We start from the raw sequence: 19370 nt of genomic DNA on the forward strand, positions 1-19370 counted from the left end.
CCTATTTATATACGGACCATATCCTCGTATGATACCGTGCATAAATAGGCAGCGTCTTTATAGTTCATTATTTTGAAGTTGTGCAAGTAAAGACTGATACAACTGCTCTAAAATATCTGTCGTGCGTGCAATCTCACTATCAGAAAGTTGGAGTGGTTCTAATGTTTTATGTTGTAATTGCCCGATTTGTAATTTCAATTTTTCATGAATGGTTTGACCGGATTTAGACAAATATAACAACTTTTCTCGTTTGTCGACTTCACCTGGACAGATGTTCAACCATCCTTGTGCATCGAGTGCTTTCAAAATTTTTCGCGTTGTCGGCTTTTCGATTGAACGTCGTTTGGAAATTTGAACGAGTGTTGTGCCTGGATTTGTCGCAATGTCTTTCATCACTAACCACTGTGCTGGGTGAAGTTGGTTTTCGTCGAGTAAAGGTTGTACGAGTTTGATATAGGGACGATAAAGTTTGGTGAAATGATCGAATAAAATTGAGGATTCCATACGCGACTCCTTTCTGTATGAGTACTTAAAGTTTATTATAACACTTCATGATGGAGATGTACGTTAAAAGAAAAATGGATTTTTAAAGGAAAAGTGCAGTGCATGTTATATCGAGATTTCACAACAAATATTTGGTAAAATAATATTATGGCAAGAGAAGTGGGAGGCAAACAAATGGTAGATATAGAATTTGATCACTTGGTTCATTATATTGATGGATTAAATCAATTCGAGTTTCCCGGGAAATATTTGGAAATTCAAAACGGTGGTCAACATGAAAATTTAGGGACTTTTAATCGTCTCGTCCACATCGATTTATCTTATATTGAATTAATAGATATTTATCATCAAGGGAAAATGAAGCAACAATCCAAAACGGATGTAGGCAAGCACTCGTTTGCGACGTCGATTATGGAAAAGGATTATAAACAAGGCTTTAAAAAGATTTGTTTTAGAACACATGATATTGAGCGATTAAAAGCTCAATTTGAAGAAAGAGGGCTTGAAACAGTGGGACCTGTTGAAATGGCGAGAGAAAATAAAAAAGGACAAACGATACAGTGGCGACTGTTGTATGTGGCTAATCATCAGTTCGATACGATTATGCCCTTTTTTATTGAATGGGAACAGTCTGATGAAGCACGTGAGGATGACTTACAAGAGTATTTTCATAAGCATTTGACATTGGACATGATCACATTAAATTCGTATCAACGTCAAACGATGGTGGAACACTGGAAAAAATGGTTTGATATGGAAGAGGTTGAATCTTCTGACCGCTACACCATCCTCCAAAGTCCTGCTAAAAAAGTCAAATTTAAATTGGTTGAAGATAAAGAAGATGGTATAGAAGAGATTCAATTTATCGACCAAACTATTGACGCTCCGATAGCTTTTCGCACACGAGGCGCAAGATACCAATTTATTCCTCCTCACGCGTAAACAACAGTGTAAACGGCGCTGATAATCAGTAAAATATGCAACAGCGCAATGACGACTTCTATGACTGACATTAAGAGTTGCTGTTTCGTTTGATGTAGGAGCACACTGTAGATTCCGACGACTAATGAAAACGCAACAAAAATAATGCGTAAACTTAAATAGTCGATTCCGATGTGCAGTACTAATGTGCAGACTATAAAGATGATATTGATGATAGAGAGTAAAAATAAAATCAACTGACGCATAAAGAGACCTCCAGTTTATTTGAAAACATCTGTAGTGTAACGTTTTAATCGAATGTGTCATTGATTATACTAGAAAATAAGAGAAGACGATAACTAAAAGGAGTTTTATACGAGAAATGAAACGCATGAATATAACAGATCAAGAACATGATGCATTTGTTAAAGCGCATCCCAATGGTGATTTATTACAATTGACAAAATGGGGAGACACGAAAAAGTTAACGGGATGGTATGCGAAACGTATTGCTGTAGGAGAAAACGGCGAATTGAAAGGTGTGGCGCAATTGCTATTTAAAAAGATACCGCGCACGCCTTTTACGATTTGTTATGCATCACGTGGCTTCGTTGTTGATTATACTGATACAACTGCCGTGAAAGCCTTGTTAGCTGAAGCCATCAAAGTCGCTCAAGCTGAAAAAGCTTATACGATTAAAATTGACCCGGATGTAGAAGTCGAGCAAGGGATGACAGTCGTGCAAGACTTATTACAAATGGGCTTTAAACATAAAGGATTTAAAGAGGGCTTGGCTAAAGACTACATTCAACCGCGTATGACGATGATTACACCTATTGATCAGTCTGATGAAGCATTAATCCAAAGCTTTGAAAACCGTAATCGTTCGAAAGTCAGACTTGCACTCAAACGTGGCACAAAAGTGGAACGTAAAGGTCGTGAAGACTTGAAAATATTTGCGGATTTAATGAAAGAAACGGGTGAACGTGATGGCTTCTTAACTCGTGACGTATCTTATTTTGAAACGATTTACGACGCACTTCATCCAGATGGTGATGCAGAGTTGTTCTTAGTGAAGCTCGAGCCTCAGCCTGTATTAGCGGAGTTGAATGCAGAACAACAAAAGTTGCAATCTGAAGTCGATACGTTAGCAGAAAAAGATCAAAATAACAAAAAAGTGCGTAACAAATTGAAAGATGCTGAACAAAAGATGAAGAAAAACCAGGCACTTATTCAGGATATGGAACAACTGAACAGTACCCATCCAGATGGTATTTATTTATCTGGGGCATTGCTCATGTTCGCAGGTCAAAAATCGTACTATCTATACGGTGCGTCATCCAACCATTATCGTGACTTTTTACCGAATCACCACATGCAGTTCAAAATGATGCAATATGCGCGTGAAAAAGGTGCGACGACTTATGATTTTGGTGGGACTGACAACAATCCTGATAAAGATTCAAGTCACTATGGTTTATGGACATTTAAAAAGGCGTGGGGCACGCGTTTAAGTGAAAAAATTGGGGAATTTGATTATGTTCTGAATCCCGTTGTTTATAAAGCGGTTGAACAGTTTAAGCCACAGTTGACACAACTTAAGATTAAACTTGTCCGTAAAATTAAATCATTACAACAACGTAAAGCATAATGATAAGGTCAGCACTACTCACTATGAACACCGGTCTCACTCATGTGTGAAGTAGTGCTTTTTTTGAAATTCAATAATAACAATGACAATTGAAATAAATGAGGTGACACGATAGCTGTTGATGTTTATCGTCAGGGCTTAACGGGTCACCTTTTAGGGGTGGTGCAGTGATAAAAGTGACTGTTCACGCCGTATTGATAAGTTGTGTGCTATGAGATGCGATTGAGGGATGTTAATTCAAAATAGTGCAGTCATGTCATTTACAAGGGAGAGATGAGTGTGGTCAAAAAATTAATCGACTTCTCGCTATCGAACAAGTTTGCCATTATGTTGATGGTATTACTCGTCATACTTGGCGGAGTCTATGCAAGTTTTAAAATGAAGTTGGAATTGTTACCCGATACCGAACCACCGATGTTGACGATTACAACACCAATGCCGGGTGCAACGTCTGAAACGGTCATGAAAGAAGTGAGTGACCCGATTGATGAAGAAATCCGGGGTATGGCCGGTGTCACAAGTGTTAAGACGCAATCTTTGTCCAATGCTTCAATGATTACTGTCAATTTTGATGAGAATATGGATATGGACAAAGCAGAACAAGATATCGATAAAGCATTGAAAAAGGTTGATTTGCCAGACGAAGCACAAACTTCAGATATTAAACGTAGCTCAATGAATGCATTTCCAGTTGTAGCGTATTCTATATTGCATCAAAAAGATGATGTCAAAGCGAGTACAAAAGCAGTTAAAGAACAACTGATTCCGAAGTTACAAACAATTGATGGGGTGCAACGTGCTACAGTGAATGGTCAAATCGAACGTAAAGTAACAATTAAGTTCGATGATGACAAACTTCAAAAGGCGGGGCTCAATGCGAAACAAGTATCTGATTATATCGAAGGGGCTACAAAAGAGTCGCCGTTAGGATTATTCCAATTTGGCGATACTGAAAAATCTGTTGTCATTGATGGTCAGTACGCTTCTGTAGACGCACTTAAAAATATGCAAATTCCGTTAGCACTTGCTGCACAATCCTCAGGTGGCAATGCACAAGGTCAACAAGCGAATAGAAGTGCATCAAGTAGCGACAATAGCGCGACGTCAGCACAATCTGTTTCAAACAATCAACAAAGTGCACAAGCTGTTGCGCTGAATGATCTTGCTGAAGTGAAGTTATCTGACGAACGTGAGTCTATTTCAAGAACGAATGGCCAAGATGCTGTAGATGTGCAAATTGTTAAAACGCAAGGTGCGAACACTGTTGCAGTAGCAAATGATGTCGATCGAACGATTAAAGATTTCGTAAAAGAACATCCAGAATTAAAATCGGTTAAAATTATGGACACAGCTAAACCGATTACAGACTCACTCAATACGATGATAGAAAAGGCATTGCTCGGTTCGATTGTGGCTGTCATTGTTATTCTGTTATTCTTAAGAAATATTCGAATGACGGCGATTTCTATCGTTTCTATCCCATTATCATTACTTATCGCGATGGTTGCGTTAAAGCTTTCAGATGTATCATTAAACATTCTTACATTAGGCGCACTCACAGTTGCTATTGGTCGGGTGATTGACGATTCCATTGTTGTCATCGAAAATATTTACCGGCGCCTAACACGTCAAGATGAGCAATTATCTGGGGATGGCCTTATCGTATCTGCAACGAAAGAAGTATTTATTCCAATTATGTCATCTACATTAGTGACAATCGTCGTATTCGCACCACTTGCTTTTGTAACCGGTTCGGTAGGTGAGATGTTTAGACCTTTTGCTTATGCAATTACGTTTAGCTTACTTGCATCGTTACTCGTATCTATTACAATTGTACCCGTGCTTGGCTCACTATTTTTTAAACGCGGTTTGAAACGTAAACCCAAATCAGAGCTAGGTGTAGTAGGGCGAAGTTATCGTAAAGTTTTGAAATGGAGTTTAGATCATAAATGGATTGTGTTGATATTCAGTACAGTCATTTTAATCGGAAGTATCGTATTAGGAAGTATGAAAATTGGTACAAGCTTTATTTCGACGGGCGAAGATAAGTTTATGGCACTCACATATACGCCAAAACCTGGAGAAACAAAACAAAAAGTATTGTCACATGCTGAAGAAGTTGAAAAATATTTACTCGACAATCGAAACGTCCGTCACGTTCAATATTCAGTCGGTGGCGCATCACCTATCGATCCCACTGGTTCTACTAACAACATGGCATTGATGGTCGAGTATGATTCAGACACACCAAACTTTGATCAAGAGCCAGAACGTGTGTTGAAACACATTAAGACGTATCATCATGATGGTGAATGGAAAAACTTAGATATGGGCACAGGTGCGACGTCCAACACACTGAATGTAGAAGTAACAGGACCATCGACTACAGCGATTGAAGGTACCGTTAAAGCAATACAAGAAAAAATGTCTCAAGTGTCTGGATTAACAAATGTTAAGTCGGATTTAACGGAAACGTATCAGCAATATGAAGTGAAAGTGGATCCGAATAAGGCGGCACAAACAGGTATGACAGCTGGCCAACTTGCTATGATGCTCAACCAAAACATACCTGACATGACGATTTCGAAAGTGAAAGATAAAAATCAAACATACGATGTCGTTGTCCAACAAGATAAAGATACACATTGGACGAAAGAAAAATTAGAAAACACACCCCTTCCATCACCAACAGGGGACAATCGTAAGTTGAGTGATATTGCCACTTTGAAAACGACAACAACACCTAACGCATTAGTGAAAAAAGGTGGCGATTATGTCAGCACAGTTTCAGCTACGATTTCTGGTGATGATGTCGGTTCAATTTCTCAAGAAGTGATGAAACAGTTGAATGAACTCGACACGCCAAGTGATGTGCATACGTCATTAGGTGGTACGAATGATGACATTCAAGAGGCATTTTCACAATTGATGATTGCGATGTTAGCAGCGATTATTATCGTTTATCTCGTACTTGTACTGACATTTAAAGGTGCACTTGCGCCATTTACGATTTTATTCGCACTTCCATACACTGTGATTGGTGTTGTGTTAGCGCTCATCTTTACAGGTGAAACGTTGTCTGTACCAAGTATGATTGGTTTACTAATGTTAATCGGTATCGTCGTCACAAATGCGATTGTCCTTGTTGACCGTGTCATTACGAATGAAAAAGCAGGTTTACCGATGAAAGAAGCGTTGTTAGAAGCAGGAGGTACGCGTATCCGACCGATTTTAATGACGGCTATTGCGACAATTGGTGCACTGATTCCTTTATTATTCGGTCAAGACAGCTCTGTACTGATTTCTAAAGGGCTTGCGGCTACTGTCATCGGTGGTTTATTATCATCGACATTACTAACATTGATTGTCGTGCCTGTCATTTATGAAATTTTGTTTACGTTAAAAGCGAAAATTACGAGACGTAAAAAGAAGGCGTAAACCATTGACGTAAAGCGGTTCCTTTTGTAAGATGAAACCATTATCCTCAATGAAATGAGTAGGTTCATCAGCCTAAACATGCAATACCTTAACATGAAAAAGAGGGTTGAGACAGGATATTTAATGACTATGTCTCAGCCCTTTCTATATTTAGGAAAGTGATAGACCCATAAGATGTTGAGTGAATGTAAGGAGGAAGACGATGACATATACAACAATATTAGGAGAAATTCCGGATAGTTATTTCGGTAAAACAGTCGGACAAAAGATCACACATGGCCCATTACCGCTGATTAACTTAGCAGTTGGCATACCTGATGGTGATACACCGCCTGTGATTTTAAAAGCACTACAAGAAGCCATTATTAAACCTGCCAATCAAAAGTATTTAGCCTTTCAAGGAAAAGAAGCATTTAGACAAGCGATTGTAGATTTTTATCAACGTCAATTCAACGTGACCTTAGATCCGGAAAAAGAAGTTTGTCTGTTTTATGGGACAAAAAATGGACTTGTCGCGTTACCGACATGTGTCATTGAACCAGGGGAAGAAGTGTTGTTACCAGATCCCGGTTATACAGATTATGAAGCGGGCGTTTTACTTGCAAGGGGTGTACCGAAGCCGTTAAAACTTTCCCCTGAACGTCATTACATACCTGACTGGAATGAAGTAGACACGACGAAGACTCGGCTTATTTATTTAACATACCCGAACAATCCAACCGGTTCTGTAGCGACGCCTGAGTTTTTCCAAGAGACCATTGACCGTTTTAAAAATACGCAAACGAAAATAGTGCATGACTTTGCCTATCAAGCGTTTGGATTTGATCAGCCGAACCCGAGTATTCTCCAAGCTGAAGGAGCAAAAGATTGTGCAATTGAAGTCTTTTCATTTTCAAAAGGTTACAATATGTCAGGGTATCGTGTCGGTTTTGCGGTAGGTAATGAAGAAATGATTGCGAATCTTCAGAAATACCATACACATACGCAAGCAGGCATGTATGGTGCGTTACAGGATGCGTGTACCGTTGCATTAAATGAATGTGATGACGAATTAACAGCGCAAAATGCAATATTTAAAAAGAGACGTGACAAAATAGAAGTGGCATTGAATGAAGCAGGGATTCCTCACGAGCCGATTAAAGGGGGCATTTTCTTATGGTTGAAATGTCCAGATGGCTTCTCAAGTGATGCGTTTATTGCACACTTACTTCAAGAACAGTCTATTTTAGCGGCGCCCGGCCATCCTTTTGGTGAAGAAGGAGAAGGTTATGTCCGTATATCATTTGCGATTGATGAAACACAATTAGATGAAGCGATTGCACGTTTAGTATCATTGAAGGCGCTTTATCATTCATAGTAGAGCGAGGAGGACTGATGAGAAGAAATAAAATTCCATCAGTCCTTTTATTAATCAGCGAGTTGTAATAAAAAGCTCACGTTACGCTTAGGATGATACGCAACGTGAGTGATTCATGGCTACTCAATATGAATATGTAAAATTGAAAGCTGAGTCATTGGTTAAATAAAGACCACTGCAAGAATAATATAAACGACGAGAATAAAAACTGTCATCATGTTCAAAATACGAACACCTTTTTCATCGTTTTTACAATGTTTGAATGCAGTGATTTCTACATTACCGATCAATAAAATTAAGACGACAAACACCCACCAAGTTGTTGCTGGATAATAGACGAGTGAAGTTGCGACGACAATAATAAGTAAGAGGCCCATAATGACTCTTAACAACTTTGGCATCATAATACGCATTTTAAAAATACTGATATAGGCAACGACTAAATACATGAGGGGTAATAAGATTAAGTAAGCTAACATGAAGTACATCCTTTCTGTATCTTGCTCGAGAAGTCAAATGTTGAATGACGACTTTAACGTTTTTCTTGAAGTTGCCTACGCACATCGGCAATTTGCTGTTCGATTTGTTCAAGTTGTTGAATCAGTGGATCGACTTGCTGAGATGTGGACTCACGCTTTTCTAAGTCACCTTGCAAACGTACATAATCCATCTTAAGCTCTTGCAATTGCTGTTCTAAATCCATAAGGCACCTCCTTATATCAATCCTTATCATTATAGCACGTTAACATTGCTTAATTAAAACGTTTTACAGTAACATAGAAGTAAGTTGTTTCAAAAGAGGGGTTGTATCATGGCAGAGAACTTTTTGATGATTTTATTACTCATTGCACTAGGGTACATCCTAAAGCGTATCGGTTACATTAATGGGAAGGATAGTCGTGTCATTTCAACGTTAGTGCTCAACGTGACATTGCCATCTGTTGTTATCGTTAATTTAAATCATGTTAATTTGTCACCGTCACTCGCTGTATTACCAGTGATGATGATTGTCTATGGTATCGTGACAAAAGTGCTGATTGTGCTCATGTTCATTAAATATAGTAATGAAGTACGTGGAACCGTCGCAATGATGATGGCAGCACTCAATATCGGTATTTTTGCATATCCATTAGTCCAACAAATATGGCCTGAGAAAGGGTTGTTATATTTTGGAATGGCAGATATTGGTGGCGCAATTGTGATGTTTGGTTTGACGTATTTTGCTGCGAGTTATTTCAAGCAAGTGGGTGGGGGTTTCAATCCGAAGCAAATCTTGTGGAATATGATGAAATCCGTGCCATTGATGACTTATATTACAATGTTGTTATTAAACATATTTCAATTACACCTTCCGCATAGTGCTATTCATTTCTTCGATATTTTAGGTCACGCTAATTTACCACTGTCGATGATTTTACTCGGGGTTCTCATGGACTTTAAAATAGAACGTCGCTTTTTACCATTGACACTTAAATATCTTGTATTACATTATGGTTTTGGTGTAATATTCGGAACGCTTGTCTACTTCTTCTTACCTGTGGACGACGCAATGATTAAAACGACATTACAGTTGATTTGGTTGTTACCTGTAGGCGTAGCGGCACTCTCTTATGCAGTGCAATTTAAATATCGCACGTTACCAGTCATTGCGATGGCGAGTAATGTAACGATTGTGTTGAGTATTATCATATTATACTTGTATCAATATTGGTTTGTTTAAAAAAGGGGATAGGGCATAAAAATTTTTGATGCAGTATTTTGTTAAACTTGCCCTCTTATGATTTGTGGTTTTTAATTGCCTTCATGGCTTCGCTTTCTTACTGTTCTAGGGAGTGGCCCTTCAACTCAATTCGGCTTGATTGAAACATACATGAGTAGGAAGCCGAATTGGATTTTGGGAGCAGTACAGAAATCTCATGTGCAACAAAGATTTCGTCGTACTGCCCCCGCAAGGCTGACTCGACTTCTCAAGAGCATGCGCATTGAGATGTCAGACAGCTACTGCGATAAACAGCAACCATCATTAAAGTAAAGAAGGGGGTGTTAGCAGTATGCACGCATTCCCTCAGGAGTCTCAGCCTTCTGGGCAATCTTACAACAAATAGAGTGAAACTGAGGGCAAGTTTCCGAAGTGATGACAACCCATAGCCTTCATTTCTATGTCCAATTCATCCTTATTATTCTCAGTTTAATCATCATTAATGGATATAAGTCCATAAAAGATAGCGACTGAAAAAACTTAATGTCCCATCTCCCTCTTACGATTTGTAGTTGTTATTTATAGATTTTAAACTTTTGGTATTCAGATGTAATTGTAAAGCCAAGTTCATGAAAACGTTCGACAAGCTTATGATTTTTGCTACGTATTTTAAAATAGACACGTTCTATCTCGTCTCTGTTTAACGCACGGTGAATTGCATGCTGAATCAAATCAAACGCAATGCCTTTTAATCGATAGTCAGCATGGCTTGAAAAATATTTGATCTCCGCATGTCGTTCTGTTTTATCATAAATTAAGTATAAATAGCCCTTTAAAATCCCTTCTGCCATATACAGTACGAGTTCATGATTATCGTCGAGTGATGCAATGATTTCTTTTGCGGTCATCGCATTATGCGTAAACGTATCTTCGTGCAACTTTTGAAAATAGCGATAATAAGCTTTGCTATACGGAATCATATGATGTAAGTTTTGCGTTTCGCCCAAATCTTGACTTGTTTCTAGGTGATAATCAGTAAATGTGTATGATGCACCAATCGTCTTCATAAATGTTTTAATCAGTGCGTGCTGGGCTGTAAATGCAAAATAATACGTTGAAGGTTGCTGATGTTGTGCAGTGACAGTATCGAAAAGTTGCTTGAACGTCTCTTTTGTCGGTTCATAACCTGTCTTTACAATTGGACCAATCACCTTATATCGATCTTCAGAATAAGAAATACAGAGTAATAACATTTGTATTTCTTGAGCTTCTTCGACTACAAAAAGCCCTGTTTCATCTGCAGCTTCTGCTAAAAATGTAAAGAGCGCTTGTTCATCATCTAATGGTAACTTATTGGTATAGGATGGACGTTCTGTCACATACGTTTGAATAAACGACGCAATTGCTTGATTGGGAGTAACTTGAGATATCTTCATCATGCGCCTCCTTAATGATATACTTAGTTTAATTATAAGTTTTTTTGATATGAAATGAAAGCAACTTGTGAAGCATTCAACCGAGATTGAAAGATGTTGATGACAGTTGTGTTTCTAAAAATAATTTAAATAGTCGACAATTGAAATATGGAGGAATGAATCATGAGTAAAGCACTGATATTAGCAGAAAAGCCATCAGTGGGGCGTGATATTGCCAACGCTTTAAATGTAGGCTCACGCAAAGAAGGTTATTTTGAAAACCAGAAATATATTGTGACATGGGCGCTTGGACATCTAGTGACGAATGCGACGCCTGAACAATATGATAAGAAGTACCAACAGTGGGTGTTAGAGGATTTACCGATTATCCCGAAGCAAATGAAATCAGTAGTGATTGGTAAAACGCGTAAACAGTTTAATACGGTTCAACATTTAATGAAGCGAAATGATGTCAATGAATTGATTATTGCGACAGATGCAGGACGTGAAGGTGAACTTGTTGCACGATTAATTATTGAAAAAGCGCATGTGAAAAAGCCGATAAAACGTTTATGGATCAGTTCTGTTACGCCTAAAGCAATTAAGGAAGGTTTCAAAAAGTTAAAAGATGGGCGTGCGTATAATCATTTATATCAAGCGGCATTAGCGAGAAGTGAAGCAGACTGGATTGTAGGGATTAATGCAACACGTGCGCTGACGACGAAATATGATGCCCAGTTGTCATTAGGTCGTGTCCAAACACCAACGATTCAGCTTGTAGCGATGCGTCAAGAACAAATTAAAAATTTCAAACCGCAACAATACTACACTTTAGAAGCTGAAGTGAACGGCGTGACGATGACATATCAGCATGAAGGGCGTATCTATAATAAGGAAAAGTTAGAAGCCATTGTTCAAGAAGTACAACATCAGCAAGCGAAAGTTCAGAGCGTTCATGAGAAAGAGAAAAAAGTTTATCCGCAACCGTTATTTAATTTAACCGATTTACAACAAGCTGCTTATCAAAAATATCAATTAGGTGCTAAGCAAACATTAAATACGTTACAACAATTGTATGAGCGTCATAAATTAGTGACATATCCGCGTACTGATTCAAATTATTTAACAACGGATATGGTAGATACATTAAAAGAGCGTGTCCAAGCGACAATGGGCACAGACTTGATGCCACATGCGAGAGACATTTTAAAACAGTCACTACCGAAGAAACTGTCATTTGTTAACAATCAAAAAGTGTCAGATCACCATGCCATTATCCCGACAGAAGTGCGTGCAAATCTTGATACATTGTCACCGAATGAGCAGAAAATTTATACGATGATTGCACAGCGCTATTTAGAAGTGTTGATGCCACCTTATCGCTATCGTGCACAACACGTTGAAGTGACTATCGGTAAACATGTATTCACTGATCAATCCCAAGTTCCAGTAGAGTTAGGCTTTAAAAAATTACAACAAAATGAAGCTAAGACAGAACGTGCCACATCATTTAGACAAGGAGATACATTTAATGTAGGACGTTTACAAATTGTTGCGCATGAAACGACACCACCCGCATATTTTAATGAAGGAACATTGCTCAAAGCGATGGAAAGACCGGATAAATTTTTTGATTTAAAAGACAAAAAGTCCGCGCAAACTTTAAAATCGACAGGCGGTATCGGTACAGTTGCGACAAGGGCAGACATTATTGACAAGTTATTCAATATGAACGCAATCGAAAGCCAAGGCGGTAAGATTAAAGTCACTTCAAAGGGGAAGCAAATTTTAGAACTTGCGCCTCCTGCATTAACGTCGCCGCGTCTTACGGCAGAATGGGAAGATAAGTTAATGCAAATCGAAAAAGGGCAATACCAAGCCAAGCAGTTTATGCAAGAAATGAAACAATTTACGCATGATATTATTGATACGATAAAATCGAGTGAGCAAAAATATAAACACGATAACTTAACATCAGCGCAATGTCCGACTTGTGGCAAATTTATGTTAAAAGTGAATACGAAAAATGGCTCGATGCTCGTCTGCCAAGATCCGTCATGTAAAACGAAAAAAGATGTTAAGACTAAAACGAATGCGAGATGCCCACAGTGTAAGAAGCGATTAACAAAATTTGGTACGGGTAAAAAAGCGACATATCGTTGTGTTTGTGGTTATACCGAAACGCAAGAACATATGGACCAACGCTTTAAAAATAAAGGTAAAGATAAAGTATCGAAGCGGGAAATGAAGAAATATATGAAAGAAGATGAATTAGAAAACAATCCATTTAAAGATGCATTAAAAGGATTAAACTTGTAACAGCGCCACAAATATCGAACAAAATATAGTTTTATCGACATAAAGTTCGGAAAAAGTGTTGAAATTCACCCATAATCGTATTAGACTATGGGAGTATTTCATTTAAAGGAGAACATTAAAGTGAAAAAATATTTCCGATTTGACGAAAACCAAACGAGTTATCGTCGTGAAATTTTAGGTGGCTTAACAACGTTCCTGTCGATGGCTTATATTTTAGCTGTCAATCCACAAATATTAAGTCTTGCTGGTGTAGAAGGGGTACCAGATGCACTTAAAATGGATCAAGGTGCCGTTTTCGTAGCGACAGCACTTGCTGCATTTGTGGGTTGTTTATTTATGGGATTAATAGCAAGATATCCTATCGCACTTGCACCAGGTATGGGCTTGAATGCATTTTTCGCATTTACAGTCGTTCTAACAATGGGGATTCCATGGCAAACAGGTTTAACAGGCGTATTCTTCTCGGGGCTAATCTTCTCAATATTAACGGTAACAGGTCTGAGAGAAACTATTATTAACGCCATTCCATTTGAAATGAAAATGGCTGTTTCAGCGGGGATAGGTTTATTCATCACGTTTGTCGGCTTACAGGGTTCAGGTATTATCAAAAATGAAGATGCGACACTTGTCACTTTAGGAAAAATTACAGATCCAGGCGTATTATTAGCAGTGTTCGGTATCATCATTACAGTCATTTTGTACGCAAAGAAAATACCGGGCGCGATCTTTATTGGAATGGTTGTCACATCTATCGTAGGTTTAATTACACAACAAATCGCACCACCGCATGCGATTGTTGGTAAAGTTCCAAGTATCGCACCAACATTCGGGGCTGCATTTGAATCATTCCAAGATCCGTCACAACTATTTACGATTCAGTTTTTAATTGTCATTTTAACATTTTTATTCATTGACTTCTTTGATACAGCAGGAACCATTGTTGCTGTTGCATCACAAGCAGGAATGATGAAAGACAACAAACTGCCACGTGCAGGACGTGCATTATTCTCTGATTCATTAGCAACAATGGTAGGGGCAGTTTTTGGTACAACAACAACAACGTCATATATTGAATCAACTTCAGGTGTGGCGGTCGGCGCACGTACAGGATTTGCAAGTATCGTCACAGGTGTCTGTTTCTTACTCGCATTATTCTTCAATCCATTAATGGCCGTAGTTACACCAGCTGTAACGACACCAGCACTTGTTGTTGTCGGTGTATTAATGGCTTCGAATTTAGCGGAAATCAGTTGGAAACGTTTTGAAGTAGCAGTACCGGCATTTATTACGATTATTATGATGCCACTTTCATATTCAATTGCTACAGGTATTGCATGTGGCTTTGTTTTCTATCCGATTACAATGGTCTTAACAAAACGACATAAAGAAGTTCATCCAATTATGTACGGTTTAATGGTTATTTTTATACTATACTTCGCTTTTGTACACGGTTAAAATCAAAGCATATTGAGAAGTTCGAGTAGTGTATCATACGCTGTTCGAGCTTCTTTTTTAGTTCATTTTATTTTAGGGGAGTTATTTTCACATGCAACGCGAAATGGTTTGATAGGAGGTCATCCATTGACGCAAAAAAGAGACTAAGGCACAATTGAGTTCCTCAGTCCCTGTCCAACGTTGAACGAAAAGCAAAAATTTATGTTCTATCTCCTTTAAAGATGAGTTAATAATGTTTGCGGTCATGCTCTGAATCTACATAACGTGTATACGCCGATTTAAGGTATACAGGTGTTACGAGTAAAATAATGAGTAGGAAAATGACTAATACAAACATAATCCAATGCAAAATCATACCGACAAAAGGGATGACCGCGAGTACACTTGCGATGATGCCACCAGCTGGGATTAAGAGCATTGGTCGAATTGTATTTTGACGATCGAAAATAAAGATAAGTACCATAACTAAATAGATAAATGCATTAAAAGCAAGTGGTTGCCAGCCTAACGCAAGCACATACCAACCTCCGAAAAACGGAAAGCCAGCTATGAATTCAGAAACAAGAGCAATAATGGATAAAATAATCAATGCCGTTTTAGCATTTCTTGTCAAAGTAAACAACTCCTTAGTGATTGAATCAAACGACCGTAAATAATCGTTTGTTGTCATGTGACGTATGCTTATCATTCTTCATAATAGATATAAAAAAACAGGATATCAATGCAATACACTGGCTTCATGTCTGTATAGAACAATTGAATGAAGAAGAATGATTTAACATTATTATAATTGTTTAAATGATAAGAAACAAAACGTAAGATTAAATTTGAAAAAATCTCTCTAAGCTATTGAACTTAAAGCTTATTTCAAGTAAAATGATGAGGTATGTGAATTAGACATAAAAAACTTTGTATAAATGGTTGCGAAGTTAAAACATTTCATGTATCATGTCTAATGTTGGACTTTAAATGCGATGAAGCGAAAGGTTACTGACACACCCGGCCGCTTTGCCATGGCGTTGTGTGAGATAGTTTTCGTGGAGAAGTCTATCACTTTAATGAAGACGAATAAGGAGGGAAAATCATGGCAAAACAAAAAATCAGAATTAGATTAAAAGCTTATGATCACCGCGTTATCGATCAATCAGCTGAAAAAATTGTTGAAACTGCAAAACGTTCTGGAGCGGATGTTTCTGGTCCAATTCCATTACCAACTGAAAAATCAGTTTACACAATCATTCGTGCGGTTCATAAGTACAAAGATTCTCGTGAACAATTCGAACAACGTACACATAAACGTTTAATCGACATTGTTAACCCTACACCAAAAACAGTTGATGCACTTATGGGCTTAAACTTACCATCAGGTGTAGACATCGAAATTAAATTATAATAGAAAATTTTAGGAGGTGGACTTTCGATGACCAAAGGAATCTTAGGAAGAAAAATCGGGATGACTCAAGTGTTCGGTGAGAACGGTGAATTAATCCCAGTTACAGTAGTAGAAGCTAAAGAAAACGTAGTATTACAAAAGAAAACTGTAGAGGTTGACGGTTACAACGCAATCCAAATCGGTTTTGAAAACAAAGAAGCATACAAAAAAGGTAGAAAAACTAATAAATATGCGACTAAAGCAGCTGAAGGTCACGCTAAAAAAGCTGACGCAGCACCTAAGCGCTTCATTCGTGAATTCAGAAACGTTAATGTTGATGAATACGAAGTAGGTCAAGAAGTCTCAGTAGATACATTTGAAGTTGGCGACATTATTGACGTAACAGGAACTTCAAAAGGTAAAGGTTTCCAAGGTGCAATCAAACGTCATAACCAAGCACGTGGACCAATGTCACACGGTTCTCATTTCCACAGAGCGCCAGGTTCAATCGGTATGGCATCAGATGCATCACGCGTATTTAAAGGGCAAAAATTACCAGGTCGTATGGGTGGTAATACAGTAACTGTTCAAAACTTAGAAGTTGTTCAAGTAGATACGGAAAACAACGTGATTTTAGTTAAAGGTAATGTACCTGGACCTAAAAAAGGTTTTGTACAAATCCAATCTGCAATCAAAGCTAACAAATAATTAGTAGCGAAAGGAGGAAATGCATAATGGCAAATTATGATGTATTTAAAGTTGATGGTTCAAAAGCTGGTACAGTTGAACTTAGCGATGCAGTATTTGCAATCGAACCAAATAATGATGTTTTATTCGAAGCAATTAACTTACAACGTGCTTCATTACGCCAAGGTACACACGCGGTAAAAAACCGTTCAGCTGTTCGTGGCGGTGGACGTAAACCATGGAGACAAAAAGGTACAGGACGTGCGCGTCAAGGTACAATCCGTGCTCCACAATGGCGCGGTGGTGGTATCGTATTCGGTCCTACACCAAGAAGCTACGGCTACAAAATGCCTAAGAAAATGCGTCGTTTAGCATTACGTTCTGCAATTTCTTACAAAGTACAAGAAAATGAATTCAAAATTGTTGATAGCTTTAACTTAGAAGCACCAAAAACAAAAGAATTCAAAACAACTTTAACAAACTTAGAATTACCTAAAAAAGTGTTAGTTGTAACAGTTGGAGAAGATGTGAATGTTGAATTATCAGCACGTAACATTCCAGGTGTAACAATTACAACACCAGAAGGTTTAAACGTATTAGATTTAACTCACGCTGACAGCGTATTAATCACTCAAGAAGCAGCTAAAAAAGTTGAGGAGGTGCTCGGATAATGGAAGCTAGAGACATTCTAAAGCGCCCCGTAATCACTGAGAAATCATCTGCAGCTATGGCTGAAGATAAATACACTTTTGATGTAGACGTTCGTGCTAACAAAACAGAAGTGAAAAAAGCAGTAGAAGAAATCTTTGAAGTGAAAGTTGCTAATGTTAACATTATTAACTACAAACCAAAGAAAAAACGTATGGGCCGTTACCAAGGCTATACAAACAAACGCCGTAAAGCGATTGTGACATTAAAAGAAGGTCAAATCGACTTATTCAACTAAAATTAATTACCAATAAGGAGGTAAGCGACAATGGCTCTTAAACATTATAAGCCAATTACAAATGGTCGTCGTAATATGACTACATTAGATTTTGCTGAGATCACAAAATCTGAGCCTGAAAAGTCATTATTACAACCGCTACCGAAAAAAGCGGGTCGTAATAACCAAGGTAAATTGACTGTACGTCACCATGGTGGCGGACACAAACGTCAATACCGTGTTATTGATTTCAAACGTAACAAGGATGGAATTCCAGGTAAAGTGGATTCAATCCAATATGATCCAAACAGATCAGCAAACATTGCTTTAATCGTATATGCAGATGGTGAAAAACGTTATATCATCGCACCTAAAGGCTTAGAAGTAGGTCAAGTGATTGAAAGTGGTTCTGAAGCAGACATTAAAGTTGGGAATGCTCTTCCATTAAAAGATATTCCTGTAGGTTCAGTTATCCATAACATCGAATTAAAACCTGGTCGTGGCGGACAACTTGCACGTTCAGCAGGTGCAAGCGCTCAAGTATTAGGTAAAGAAGGTAAATATGTACTTGTAAGACTTCGTTCTGGTGAAGTACGTATGATTCTTTCAACTTGCCGAGCTACAATTGGTCAAGTTGGTAACTTACAACACGAACTTGTTAACATTGGTAAAGCGGGTAAATCTAGATGGTTAGGTAAACGCCCAACAGTTCGTGGTTCTGTAATGAACCCTAATGATCACCCACACGGTGGTGGTGAAGGTCGTGCTCCAATCGGACGTCCATCTCCAATGTCACCATGGGGTAAACCAACTCTTGGTAAGAAAACTCGTCGTGGTAAAAAACGTTCAGATAAACTTATCGTACGTGGACGCAAGAGAAAATAAAAATAGCTTATTTGGGTGTGCGGCGTAATCGCTGCACGCACATAATAAGAAAGGAGGCGCCAATATGGCTCGTAGTATTAAAAAGGGACCTTTCGTCGATGATCACTTAATGAAAAAGGTTGAGGCTCAAGGCGATAGCGAGAAAAAGCAAGTAATCAAAACATGGTCACGTCGTTCAACGATTTTCCCAAACTTTATTGGACACACATTCGCAGTATACGACGGACGTAAACATGTACCTGTATATGTAACTGAAGATATGGTTGGACACAAATTAGGTGAATTTGCTCCAACACGTACTTTCAAAGGACATGCTGCAGACGACAAGAAAACAAGAAGATAAACCATTTCTAGTAAGTAGAGGAGGAAATACGAATGGAAGCAAAAGCGGTTGCTAGAACTATCAGAATCGCACCTCGTAAAGTTCGATTAGTTTTAGATTTAATTCGAGGTAAAGACGTAAGAGAAGCAGTAGCTATTTTGAAATTAACAAACAAAGCTTCTTCTCCAGTAGTAGAAAAATTATTGATGTCCGCTTTAGCTAATGCAGAACACAACTACGGTATGAACACTGATCAATTAGTTGTTAAAGAAGCATACGCTAACGAAGGACCAACATTAAAACGTTTCCGTCCACGCGCACAAGGACGTGCAAGCGCAATTAACAAAAGAACAAGTCATATCACTATCGTTGTAAGTGATGGACAAGAGGAAGCTCAAGAAGCTTAATCAAATTTTAAGG

Annotated in this window: 20 protein-coding genes; 14 read left to right on the forward strand and 6 right to left on the reverse strand. The window is 38.3% G+C overall.

Annotated elements, in window-relative coordinates:
* Window positions 1-57 precede the first annotated feature (57 nt).
* Entirely contained in the window at window positions 58-504 is a 447-nt protein-coding gene (locus CCE82_RS04195; RefSeq protein ID WP_086428179.1) for a MarR family winged helix-turn-helix transcriptional regulator, read from the reverse strand.
* Window positions 505-678: 174 nt separating this feature from the next.
* Between CCE82_RS04195 and CCE82_RS04200 the strand changes: the two genes are divergently transcribed.
* The gene (locus CCE82_RS04200; protein ID WP_086428180.1) at window positions 679-1446 is read left to right on the forward strand and encodes a VOC family protein; all 768 of its coding nucleotides are present in this window, start codon (window positions 679-681) and stop codon (window positions 1444-1446) included.
* Here the strand turns inward: CCE82_RS04200 and CCE82_RS04205 are convergent.
* Entirely contained in the window at window positions 1437-1691 is a 255-nt protein-coding gene (locus tag CCE82_RS04205) for a hypothetical protein (protein WP_086428181.1), read from the reverse strand. The two genes, CCE82_RS04200 and CCE82_RS04205, sit on opposite strands and share 10 nt — an antisense overlap.
* Before the next feature lie 116 nt (window positions 1692-1807).
* On the opposite strand from CCE82_RS04205, the gene CCE82_RS04210 reads away from it, so the two are divergent.
* The 3 genes from CCE82_RS04210 to CCE82_RS04220 all read left to right on the forward strand — a co-directional run bounded on the left by CCE82_RS04210 (window position 1808) and on the right by CCE82_RS04220 (window position 7871).
* Window positions 1808-3076, forward strand: coding sequence for a lipid II:glycine glycyltransferase FemX (locus tag CCE82_RS04210; RefSeq protein ID WP_086428182.1), 1269 nt, complete (start codon window positions 1808-1810; stop codon window positions 3074-3076).
* A gap of 279 nt (window positions 3077-3355) precedes the next feature.
* Window positions 3356-6514, forward strand: coding sequence for an efflux RND transporter permease subunit (locus CCE82_RS04215; protein WP_086428183.1), 3159 nt, complete (start codon window positions 3356-3358; stop codon window positions 6512-6514).
* Window positions 6515-6716: 202 nt separating this feature from the next.
* Window positions 6717-7871, forward strand: a complete 1155-nt coding sequence (locus CCE82_RS04220) for an aminotransferase class I/II-fold pyridoxal phosphate-dependent enzyme (protein WP_086428184.1) — start codon at window positions 6717-6719, stop codon at window positions 7869-7871.
* 161 nt (window positions 7872-8032) lie between these two features.
* Here the strand turns inward: CCE82_RS04220 and mspA are convergent, their stop codons facing one another.
* Both mspA and CCE82_RS13035 read right to left on the reverse strand, forming a co-directional pair.
* On the reverse strand, window positions 8033-8350 hold the full coding sequence (mspA, locus tag CCE82_RS04225; RefSeq protein WP_086428185.1) for a membrane stabilizing protein MspA: 318 nt from the start codon (window positions 8348-8350) through the stop codon (window positions 8033-8035).
* Between the two features lie 53 nt (window positions 8351-8403).
* Complete coding sequence (locus tag CCE82_RS13035; RefSeq protein WP_086428186.1) at window positions 8404-8574, reverse strand: SE1832 family protein; 171 nt, start codon at window positions 8572-8574, stop codon at window positions 8404-8406.
* A gap of 108 nt (window positions 8575-8682) precedes the next feature.
* Between CCE82_RS13035 and CCE82_RS04235 the strand changes: the two genes are divergently transcribed.
* Complete coding sequence (locus tag CCE82_RS04235; protein WP_086428187.1) at window positions 8683-9591, forward strand: AEC family transporter; 909 nt, start codon at window positions 8683-8685, stop codon at window positions 9589-9591.
* Window positions 9592-10145: 554 nt separating this feature from the next.
* Here the strand turns inward: CCE82_RS04235 and CCE82_RS04240 are convergent.
* Entirely contained in the window at window positions 10146-11006 is an 861-nt protein-coding gene (locus CCE82_RS04240; RefSeq protein ID WP_086428188.1) for a GNAT family N-acetyltransferase, read from the reverse strand.
* A gap of 162 nt (window positions 11007-11168) precedes the next feature.
* Between CCE82_RS04240 and CCE82_RS04245 the strand changes: the two genes are divergently transcribed.
* Together CCE82_RS04245 and CCE82_RS04250 are read left to right on the forward strand one after the other, a co-directional pair.
* The gene (locus CCE82_RS04245; protein WP_086428189.1) at window positions 11169-13304 is read left to right on the forward strand and encodes a DNA topoisomerase III; all 2136 of its coding nucleotides are present in this window, start codon (window positions 11169-11171) and stop codon (window positions 13302-13304) included.
* Between the two features lie 120 nt (window positions 13305-13424).
* On the forward strand, window positions 13425-14759 hold the full coding sequence (locus CCE82_RS04250; protein WP_086428190.1) for an NCS2 family permease: 1335 nt from the start codon (window positions 13425-13427) through the stop codon (window positions 14757-14759).
* Window positions 14760-14985: 226 nt separating this feature from the next.
* Here the strand turns inward: CCE82_RS04250 and CCE82_RS04255 are convergent, their stop codons facing one another.
* Complete coding sequence (locus CCE82_RS04255) at window positions 14986-15372, reverse strand: hypothetical protein (protein ID WP_086428191.1); 387 nt, start codon at window positions 15370-15372, stop codon at window positions 14986-14988.
* Between the two features lie 471 nt (window positions 15373-15843).
* Here CCE82_RS04255 and rpsJ point away from each other — a divergent pair, with 471 nt between their 5' ends.
* The 7 genes from rpsJ to rplV all read left to right on the forward strand — a co-directional run bounded on the left by rpsJ (window position 15844) and on the right by rplV (window position 19357).
* On the forward strand, window positions 15844-16152 hold the full coding sequence (gene rpsJ, locus CCE82_RS04265) for a 30S ribosomal protein S10 (protein WP_001118667.1): 309 nt from the start codon (window positions 15844-15846) through the stop codon (window positions 16150-16152).
* A 27-nt stretch (window positions 16153-16179) separates the two neighbouring features.
* The gene (gene rplC / locus CCE82_RS04270; protein WP_086428192.1) at window positions 16180-16839 is read left to right on the forward strand and encodes a 50S ribosomal protein L3; all 660 of its coding nucleotides are present in this window, start codon (window positions 16180-16182) and stop codon (window positions 16837-16839) included.
* A 26-nt stretch (window positions 16840-16865) separates the two neighbouring features.
* Window positions 16866-17489 carry a 50S ribosomal protein L4 gene (gene rplD / locus CCE82_RS04275; RefSeq protein ID WP_086428193.1) on the forward strand — a complete coding sequence of 208 codons (624 nt, stop codon included), beginning with the start codon at window positions 16866-16868 and terminating at the stop codon, window positions 17487-17489.
* A complete protein-coding gene (gene rplW, locus CCE82_RS04280; RefSeq protein WP_014613214.1) occupies window positions 17489-17764 on the forward strand; it encodes a 50S ribosomal protein L23 in 276 nt (91 codons plus the stop codon). The genes rplD and rplW overlap by 1 nt, the downstream gene beginning before the upstream one ends.
* 30 nt (window positions 17765-17794) lie before the next feature.
* Entirely contained in the window at window positions 17795-18628 is an 834-nt protein-coding gene (rplB, locus tag CCE82_RS04285) for a 50S ribosomal protein L2 (protein WP_086428194.1), read from the forward strand.
* 64 nt (window positions 18629-18692) lie between these two features.
* Window positions 18693-18971: a 30S ribosomal protein S19 gene (gene rpsS, locus CCE82_RS04290; protein ID WP_014613216.1), complete on the forward strand. Its 279-nt coding sequence runs from the start codon at window positions 18693-18695 to the stop codon at window positions 18969-18971.
* A 32-nt stretch (window positions 18972-19003) separates the two neighbouring features.
* Entirely contained in the window at window positions 19004-19357 is a 354-nt protein-coding gene (gene rplV, locus CCE82_RS04295) for a 50S ribosomal protein L22 (protein ID WP_014613217.1), read from the forward strand.
* Window positions 19358-19370 lie beyond the last annotated feature (13 nt).

The sequence above is a fragment of the Staphylococcus cornubiensis genome (assembly GCF_900183575.1).
In the GTDB taxonomy this organism is placed as follows: domain Bacteria; phylum Bacillota; class Bacilli; order Staphylococcales; family Staphylococcaceae; genus Staphylococcus; species Staphylococcus cornubiensis.